This window comes from Streptomyces alkaliphilus (assembly GCF_014141535.1).
Classification (GTDB): domain Bacteria; phylum Actinomycetota; class Actinomycetes; order Streptomycetales; family Streptomycetaceae; genus Streptomyces; species Streptomyces alkaliphilus.
In genome coordinates this window covers 1-8,441 of the sequence record NZ_VKHT01000117.1, presented here as the reverse complement: position 1 = coordinate 8,441, position 8,441 = coordinate 1, and the positions used below count along the sequence as shown (strand labels likewise).

Here is an 8,441-nt window from a genome sequence, read left to right as displayed (position 1 = left end):
ACACATCCCGCCGCCCGGGAAACGCGACCGACCAACGCACAGCACGCCGAAGCCACCCTCGGCCGGGCCGGAAATGACTATGGGCCGGGTGAATTGAAGCGGGCCAGGGGCTCGGAACATACTCATCGGACGCGCAGGACGAGATGAGGGAGGACCAGGGTGGTGCACCGCATACGTCGCCGGGTGAAGGAGGCCACCGGCCACCGGCGCCCGCTCCCCCGCCCGGCCAGGGGGTCGGGCGGGGCCGTGCCGCCGAACGACACCCCGACCCAACCCGCTCCCCGGCCGGAGGAGCCGATGCCGATGGTGGACGACTTCCCTCCCCCGGAGCTGCGGATTCCCGGACCCGACCAGCTCGGCGGCCGGATGATGCCCTGGCCGTGGCCGATCGTCCTCGACCAGCAGGTCGTCACCTGCGCCGGATGCGGGACGTATCGGGATTGGCTGGTCCTCTCCACCGACGACGGGATCCAACTGCGGTGCCGAGCCGGCCACCAGCAGCACGAGGAGCGACTGGACATCGTCTGGTACAACCGGCACGCCGGACCCGCGGACGCCACGCACGCCACGCACGCCACCTTCGAGGACTGCCTGCGCCACCTCGGCCACTGACTCACACCGCGCTATCCCTATCCAGCACAAGGGGGCCTCTCCCCATGCATGTTCGCATCCCCCCTATCTCGGCCGCCCCGCCCCGAACAAACTCAAACGGTGCAGCCACGGGCGGGAGCCCTCTACTTCCCTACCACTTTCCGGTGACAGGATCCTGTTCCCAGCGCGGCCGCCCTCGTCGGGGCTCGTCGATGCTCAGCACCCTGACCTCGGGCAGAGGCGCGACGATGGCCTCTCGGGTCCGGATGCGAAAGGCGTCCATCCCAGTCGGCCAGGACAGGTGCAGGTCGCAGGCGGCACGGACGACGGGGAAGCCGACGTCCTTCACTCGGCTGCGGGCCCAGGCCCGCAGCCGAGTGGTGATCCGGACGCGGGCCGGTATCTGCCCGGTGAACGATCAGCGTGGGCAGGCGTGGTTCCTCGCAGAACCAGCGGTGCTTGTACCAGCGGAGCTCCAGCCCTGTCCCGTGGTACGGAAGGTCGCGGGGTCGGATCGCCGCCGAGCCCTTGACCCAGGTACGAACGCCCCGCCGGCCGGGCACGCTCGGACGGTCTCGTTGGCCGTGACCGGGTGGCCCCGGCGTCTGCCATAGGCCAGCGCACGGCTTGAACGGCGGACACCCTGTCGAGGTCGAGCAGCAACATCATATCGATGAGCAAGCCCATGGCTCCCGCTTGATCGTTCTGCGTACAGAGCAGAAATGATCATTCAGGACCATGAGCAGCTTGCGCCCAGAGGCGAACTGTCCAGCGCGAGAACACGGATCTTGACACCACAGCGGTAGGTCAAGACGGCGCACCGCTCAAGTTCGAAGACCCGGGTTCACAGGTCAACAGTCGACTAATTTATGCCCATTAGCGATCTCATGTGATCGCAATTGACAGGCGCGTGAGAAGTTGTGCATCAGGGGGCTTTCAGGTGGCAGGATGCAGCCCAGTGGCTGAGGAGACGTGAGCGCGGGGCGAGTCTCGCCCGTTCGCCGAATGCTCGCGTTCAAGCCTTCACAGGAATAGGCGCACGGAAGGAAGTTGGGGTGTCTCAAACCAGTACGAGCGGCGCCATTCCGGGCCAACGAGCTGCTTTAAACGAGTTGCCCGACCACAAGACTCCGGTGCCACCCCACCTGACCAAGGCCGTAATCCGCAATTTCAGGTTGCTGCGTGAGACCGAACTGTCTTTCACCGATGACGTGACCTTGTGCGTCGGCCGCAACAACACGGGAAAGACCTCCCTGGCCAAACTATTCAAGCTATTCCTGGCGAAGAAAGACAGCGTGATACGCCTCGAGGATTTCTCTGCAGAATGTTACGCGGAGTTTCTCGACGCGCACCGCCTCTACATGACGGGGGAGAAGGAGCAGGCGAACGGTCGGATCCCAAAGGTCACCCTGACCCTCCATATCGCATACGACGCGAACTGCGGACAGTACGGCCCTCTGAGTTCCTTCATCGTGGACCTCGATCCCGACTGCTCCGAGGTCGTGATCAGATTCACCTATGCATTGAGGGATAGCGCCCTGGACGCTTTCCTCGGCGACCTGGTAAATAGTGAGGATACTGCGCTCCTTGAGCAGCTTGCCAGACGCATTTCGTCTCACTTCGGACTGTCCGTGACGGCGGTAGATCCTATTGATGACACAAATGTTCGTAAAGTTGAATTGGCGGACGTCAAGAAGCTCCTAAGGGTGGACTTCCTTGATGCACAGCGAGGACTGGATGACGAGGATCGGGAGGCTGCTCAGCCCATCGGGGCAATCTTCGAGAATCTCTTCACCTCAGCGAAGGGCGGTAAGCGTGTTGAATGGCTGGAGGATCTCGCCAAGCGTATCGATAAGATGCTCACGAAAACCTCGAGCAGTCTCGACGTCAGCCTACAGGAGATCCGCACCCAGGTAGCGCCGGCGTTGACGGCCTTTGGATATCCGGGGCTGGGAAACCAGGAGTTCGTCACTGCTGCTCGCCTGGATTCCCGGCGACTCCTCAGAAACTTCGCACGTATCCACTATCCGGGAGCGGCTGGCGTGCGGTTCCCGGAGTCGTACAGCGGCCTCGGAACGCGCAACCTGGTGATGATGCTCCTCAAACTCTTCACCTATTACCGTGAACACACCGCTCAGCCCAATGAACTAGGGATTCATCTCGTCTTTCTGGAGGAGCCGGAGGCTCACCTGCATCCGCAGATGCAGGAGGTATTCATCCAACAACTCCTTCAATTTCCGACGCTCTTCCCACGTCTCGATTCCCAGATGCGCGCGAACGGCCCCCAATCGGTCGGCATGACGGATACGATCGGTTCTGACAATGAGAACGGATCGCCCTGGAACGCCCAGTTCGTGGTGACTACCCACTCGGCGCATGTAGCCAATCGGACGCGCTTTTCGAACATCCGGTATTTCCGCAAGGAGGAAGAACCTGCCGATCCCGGAGGCGAGCCGAGGCTGGCCCGCACGGTCATCAAGGACCTCTCTCAGGTTTCGGGCGACCAGAAATTCCTGCTGAAGTACCTGACTCTCACCCGGGCCGATCTCTACTTCGCGGACAAGGCAATTCTCGTGGAGGGTGCCAGCGAGCGCATCTTCGTCCCGGCCGCAGAGGAAAAACTTACAGCGCAGAATCTAGAAACAGCTCTCTCGCATCAGTATGTGACGTTGATGGAGGTAGGTGGCGCGTACGCCCACAAGTTCTACCCCCTGCTGAGAATCCTGGGCATCCCGACCCTGATCATCACTGATCTCGACCCCATGAAGGAAAGCGGCTCCGACTCCCGCAAGTGCACCGTGTCCGAAGGAGGACACACATCCAACCAGTCAATCCAGAAGTGGTTCAAAGAGAGGGGTGAGACCAAAGAGGGAGGTGAGACCAAGGTGGCCAAACTACTCAGCCGTGCCGAAGCAGATGCACCGGTGGCCGCCAACCTTTGTCTCGCCTACCAGGTGCCCGAGCAACCCGGGGGTCCGTGCGGCCGCACCTTCGAGGACGCCTTCGTACTGGCCAACCCGGCTCTCTTCGGTCTCTCTACGCGTAGAGCCATGACCACGAACGCGAGCCTGGAAAAGAGAGCCCACAACAAAGTGGACGGCAAAGGCAGCAAGGTCGACTTCGCACTCAAGTACGTCCTTGGGGAATACCAATGGGAGGTGCCGAAATACATCAAACGCGGTCTCGAATGGCTCATGAAGCAGGACGGGACGACAACAAAAACGGACGACGAGTGATTACGGCACGGCCCGAAGAAACGGCACAGGGGAAGCATGTCGTCATCGTGACCGATTCGGAAGCACAGACTGTACGAGAGAAGATCCTGACCGCCTTGCGAGAAGGCACCCATTTCAAGTTGGAGGCCGGCGCCGGCGCCGGCAAGACGAGCTCGCTGATTGAGGCACTTCAGAGCATCCTCGCTGACCGAGACCGATACCTCCTACGACGGGACCAGCGCGTCGCCTGTGTCACCTACACCAATGTGGCCCGCGACGAGATTATCAGTCGCACCGACGGCAACCCATCCATCTTCGCCGACACCATCCACGGCTTCCTGTGGCAACTGCTCTCTCCCTTCCCCAAATACCTGCTGCGCTACGTCGTTGAGATCGATGCCATGCAGGCCAAGTTGGAAGGGCGAACATCATTGGACGGCTACACGGTTGATTACAGCATCGGCTACCGGAGGGTGGACCATGACAAACTCCACGTACAACTGGCGCACGACGACCTCCCCGCCCTTGCTTGCAAGTTCTTCGCCCTCCCCAAGTTCCGGGCCTTGACCGCCGATCGGTTTCCGATCGTGTTCGTAGACGAGTACCAGGACACCCCAGCCGGCCTAGCGGAGGCCATGTTGGGCACGCCAGGGGCGGAGACCACCCTCCGTGGTCCTCTCTATGGATTCTTCGGCGACCATTGGCAGCAGATCTACGACAAGGCGTGCGGGAGCATCGACGCCCCGAGCGTGAAACTGATCGTCAGGAGGCGCAACCGCCGGTCGCAGCGTGCTGTGGTGAATCTCCTGAACACGATGCGCCCTGAACTGGAGCAGACCACGAACCCGGGAGCAGGTGAAGGGAGCATCGCGATCTACCACACCAACGACTGGGCAGGTACGAGGCTCACCCACCACAGGAAGGGACAGATAGGCTGGGAGGCTGCGCACGCGGCCCGCAGCTGGGCCCTGGAAGACGCCCGCCGACGCCTGTGGAATACCGAGACACCCGATGGGTTGGACGGAGCAGGGACGGCAGCGCCCAGCACAAAGATCCTCATGCTCACGCACGAGACGATCGCTGGCGAACTGGGCTACCAGCGACTTCACCAAGCCTTCCGGCGCAATGATTCCTACGTGAAGAAGGAGGACCACGTCATAGCCTTCTTCCTGGATGTCCTGGAACCCGCGCTGCTTCATCACCGGAACAAGCGCTACGGCAAGATGTTCGACGTACTCGGCCACCGCTCGCTTCTCACCTCTCCCGCCGACAAGCACGCGTGGGCGAGCCTCCTCCAGGAGCTTGAGAGGACCCGCGAAGATGGCACGGTTGGCGACGTCCTCGACCTATGCCTCAACCAGCAACTGTTTGACGGACTGGGAAAGGTCCGTGAACGCCACCGCAAGTCGGTGCCACTGGCCAACACCGAACTGCAGGCTGAAAGCGACGACAAGGCCAAGGCACGGGCGAAAGAGTACGAGGCCCTGCGCGCTGTTCCATACTCGCAACTGCTGGCGCTGCATGACCACCTGGGCGGTGGCACGCCCTTCGCGACGCAGCACGGGGTCAAAGGCCAGGAGTTCGACAGGGTCCTCGCCGTCGTCAGCAAGGGGCACAATCGCTTCCAGATCCCCGAGATGCTGGCGAACTTCTCCCGACGTCACGAACTGAAAGGGAAGGAGTGGGAAGCCTTCGTCAGGGCGCGGAACCTCTTCTACGTGGCGTGTTCGCGGGCCAAAGAGCACCTGGCTCTTCTCTTCACCACGAAGATCGACCCCTCTGCGCTCAACACCCTCCGGGAATGGGTCGGTGACTCCCGGATCATCTCTCTGCAGTTCGATGGAGACTCTGTGATAAGCGGCGAGCGCGAAGTGAACGATACTGGCTCGCCAGTACGCGAGTAGGCCATCGGCGCTGGAGTGACAGAGCATTACCGCCCAACACCTCCGCCGTGTCCAACGTATGGATCACGGCAAGCGTGGGCTGCTCACCTTTGCCCAACTCACCGAATCCTTCCCAGTAACGTTTCGTGTCGACTTGCGTCTTTCATCCAGCAAGTGCGGTTATGTTCGAGCTGAAGCAGGACGGGGCGGGCGATCCGGATAACGACTGCGGGGTCGCAGGCTGACCCTGCGGAGAGCCATGAAGGTGACCTTGGGCAGGGTGTTGGCGCGTTCGGCAAAGGCATGGGTATCTCGGATAATGACATTGAATTCCCTTTCGAAATCGGCGAGTTCACTGCCTTTGGGTCTCTTGACCGGGTGGTGGAGGCCGTCTGCTGTGCTCTCGTAGCCGAGGTCGGTCGAAGTGGGGATGCCAAGAGTGACAGCGAGCCGGTTCAACGCATCGACCAGGCCGTGGGTACGAGCGCAGGTGGTGGCGTGCTCGCGAGCTGGGCGGACCGGGGAGACCCACAGCGGCCACCTGTTCAGAACTGAGATGACCTGCACGTTCCCGCCGTGATGCTGGTGCTTGCCGGACCATCCCAGATCGGCGCCGTTGGGGCCGGTGGTGGCCACTCGGCCGGTTTCGAGATACCGCTTCCCCGGGCGAGTTGGACCAGCCGGGTGTCGTCGACAAACCGGCGCAGCCCCAGCACGGTCTGGCCTAAGACGCCCGGCTCGCGGGTGCCCTTGTGCGTCCCGAACTGCTCACGGTGCCTGCGCAGCAGCTCCGCGAGGTGCTCAGCAGTCGCTCTGCGGACATCGAGCACGGCAGTACAGGGGGTACCGAACGCCACATGGAGCCTCTGGTTGTACGGAACGTGATATTGGTCGACTCGTTCTTGCCAAAAGCTTCATGCTGTCTGGCCTCGGGGCGCTCCCGAGGTTGGGGATATGCGCAGTCGTCGTCACGCAGTGCCACCCTCACGTTGCCGAGAAGACTTCAGTGTCATCACACAGACCACCGTCGGTGAAGGGAACCCCCTGATGGTTCTTTCCGGCTCCCCGGCCCGATCAACCGACACCTTCGGGGAGCCCTCATCCGGGCGAGACCCAGCCCCGGACACCCCATCCCATTGGGGGACTCCCTTCCCGGCCGTCGCGACAACGCCGCGCGCCCGACCTCCTGTTCCGGAGGGCCGGGCGCGGCACATTATGGCGGGCAGCGGGCGGGAGTCAGTCGGTCGGAGGTCGCAGGAGCCGGTCGCGGGTGCTGTCGGGCAGGACCCGGCGCAGGAGTGGTGCGGTGGAGGCGAGGGAGATGGCGAAGGCGGCGACGAGGTCGTGCGGCACCCCGGAGGAGAAGGAGGCGGCCCACAGGTATCCCTCGCCCGGAGTGGGCTCGGCCCATGCCTGCCATCCGGGCGGGCCGTCCTCCACCGCTTCGGAGAGCAGGGTGCGCGGGTCGGTGTCCTGGATCAGGGGCGGTACCCCGCCCAGGTGGAGGTGACCGGTGAAGGTGGGGTCCATCGCCCCTGCCCCGGGCCGGTCGATGTCGCGCAGCCAGCCCTGGGCGGTGACAGCTCCCAGGACCGACTCGGGGTCCGCCAAGGGCACGGTGGGGTGCTCGCGGGCATCGAGGGCGGTGAGGAAGTCCGCCAGAACCTCCCCGGGAACCTCGGGGGTGAAGTACGCCGACCAGCCGGCGAGTCCGTCGGGGTGGGCACGAGCGCTGATCTGCCAGGCGATCGGCAGGCCGCCGAGGTGGAACGGCTCGTCCGGCAGGAGCCACTGGGCCCACCGCAGGGCGTCGGGGGCGATGTGCAGAACGGTACTGCGCACCACCTGCCAGTCCTCTGACGCTTCCCGCGGTTCCCGGCGGCCCCGCACGAGCGTCAGTCCTCTCCAACCCAGGTCGGTGAGGGTGTCGGCGACGACGTCGTAGGGGCGTCCGTCGTCACCGGCCAGGTGCCGGGGCCCGACCCGGTACACGGGCCCGGGGGAATTGGGAGTGGACGGGTCGAGGGGATGGTCGGGGTACAGGGGCGCCTCCGGGGAGCCGATGCGGGGTCTACCGGCCGCCGGCGGTCCGGCGCCGGCGGCGTGGCGAGGGCTGGACGGGTTCCTGCCAGGTCAGGGCGACGGCGACCTCCGGTGGCAGGTGACCGAGCCGGGTGTCCACCTCCGGGCCCTCGGCCAGGTAGACCACCGGCCGGTCCGCTCCATCGGTGGCCCGGAGGACCCGGTCGAGGCGGTGGGCCATGGGAAAGAACGGGTTCATCGCCTGCCGCACCACAGCGCTCCGATCGCAGGCGGACAGGCGAGCGATGAGTTCACCGACGGTCATCTCCGAGGACGTCACGGATCGAGCCTCCTTGCACGAGGAAAAGCGAAGCCACAACAGCTCTCCGCGCAGCCACCGCCACGCGACAAAGGAGTACCGAAAAACCCCGCCGTCCGGGCCGATTTCCTCACAGGCCGCGGGAGGTCTCCAACACCCGCGCCACAGCGGCGGCCACGACATCGGCCGGTGTCTCCACACCGAAAGAGATGTGGTAGCCGGGCACCGTGGCCGTTCCGGTGACAGCGATCCTCCACCCCTCACCATCCGCACCGGGGCGCCCGAGGGGGAACCAACCGAGATAGAAACAGCCGTCCTTGGAGTTGACGTGCACATCGGCCCGATCATCTACCACAAGATGGAAATCATCGGCGGAGAACTGCTCCATCACCACCCCCGCCCGCCCCGCAC

Annotated in this window: 6 protein-coding genes and 1 pseudogene; 3 read left to right on the top strand and 4 right to left on the bottom strand. The window is 63.8% G+C overall.

What is annotated here, in order from left to right:
- Positions 1-159: 159 nt before the first annotated feature.
- From FNQ90_RS06455 to FNQ90_RS06445, 3 genes are all read left to right on the top strand, one after another.
- Positions 160-612, top strand: a complete 453-nt coding sequence (locus tag FNQ90_RS06455; RefSeq protein ID WP_182605383.1) for a hypothetical protein — start codon at positions 160-162, stop codon at positions 610-612.
- Between the two features lie 1,034 nt (positions 613-1,646).
- Complete coding sequence (locus FNQ90_RS06450) at positions 1,647-3,827, top strand: ATP-dependent nuclease (RefSeq protein WP_182605382.1); 2,181 nt, start codon at positions 1,647-1,649, stop codon at positions 3,825-3,827.
- A gap of 47 nt (positions 3,828-3,874) precedes the next feature.
- Positions 3,875-5,710, top strand: coding sequence for a UvrD-helicase domain-containing protein (locus FNQ90_RS06445; protein WP_182605381.1), 1,836 nt, complete (start codon positions 3,875-3,877; stop codon positions 5,708-5,710).
- Positions 5,711-5,808: 98 nt separating this feature from the next.
- Here the strand turns inward: FNQ90_RS06445 and FNQ90_RS06440 are convergent.
- From FNQ90_RS06440 to FNQ90_RS06425, 4 genes and pseudogenes are all read right to left on the bottom strand, one after another.
- Positions 5,809-6,546: pseudogene (locus FNQ90_RS06440) on the bottom strand (transposase family protein).
- A 379-nt stretch (positions 6,547-6,925) separates the two neighbouring features.
- Positions 6,926-7,681, bottom strand: coding sequence for a DUF317 domain-containing protein (locus FNQ90_RS06435; RefSeq protein ID WP_323379805.1), 756 nt, complete (start codon positions 7,679-7,681; stop codon positions 6,926-6,928).
- A 79-nt stretch (positions 7,682-7,760) separates the two neighbouring features.
- Entirely contained in the window at positions 7,761-8,051 is a 291-nt protein-coding gene (locus FNQ90_RS06430; protein WP_182605380.1) for a hypothetical protein, read from the bottom strand.
- A gap of 109 nt (positions 8,052-8,160) precedes the next feature.
- The coding region (locus FNQ90_RS06425; protein WP_228470915.1) for a DUF317 domain-containing protein at positions 8,161-8,441 on the bottom strand (281 nt) is incomplete at its 5' end.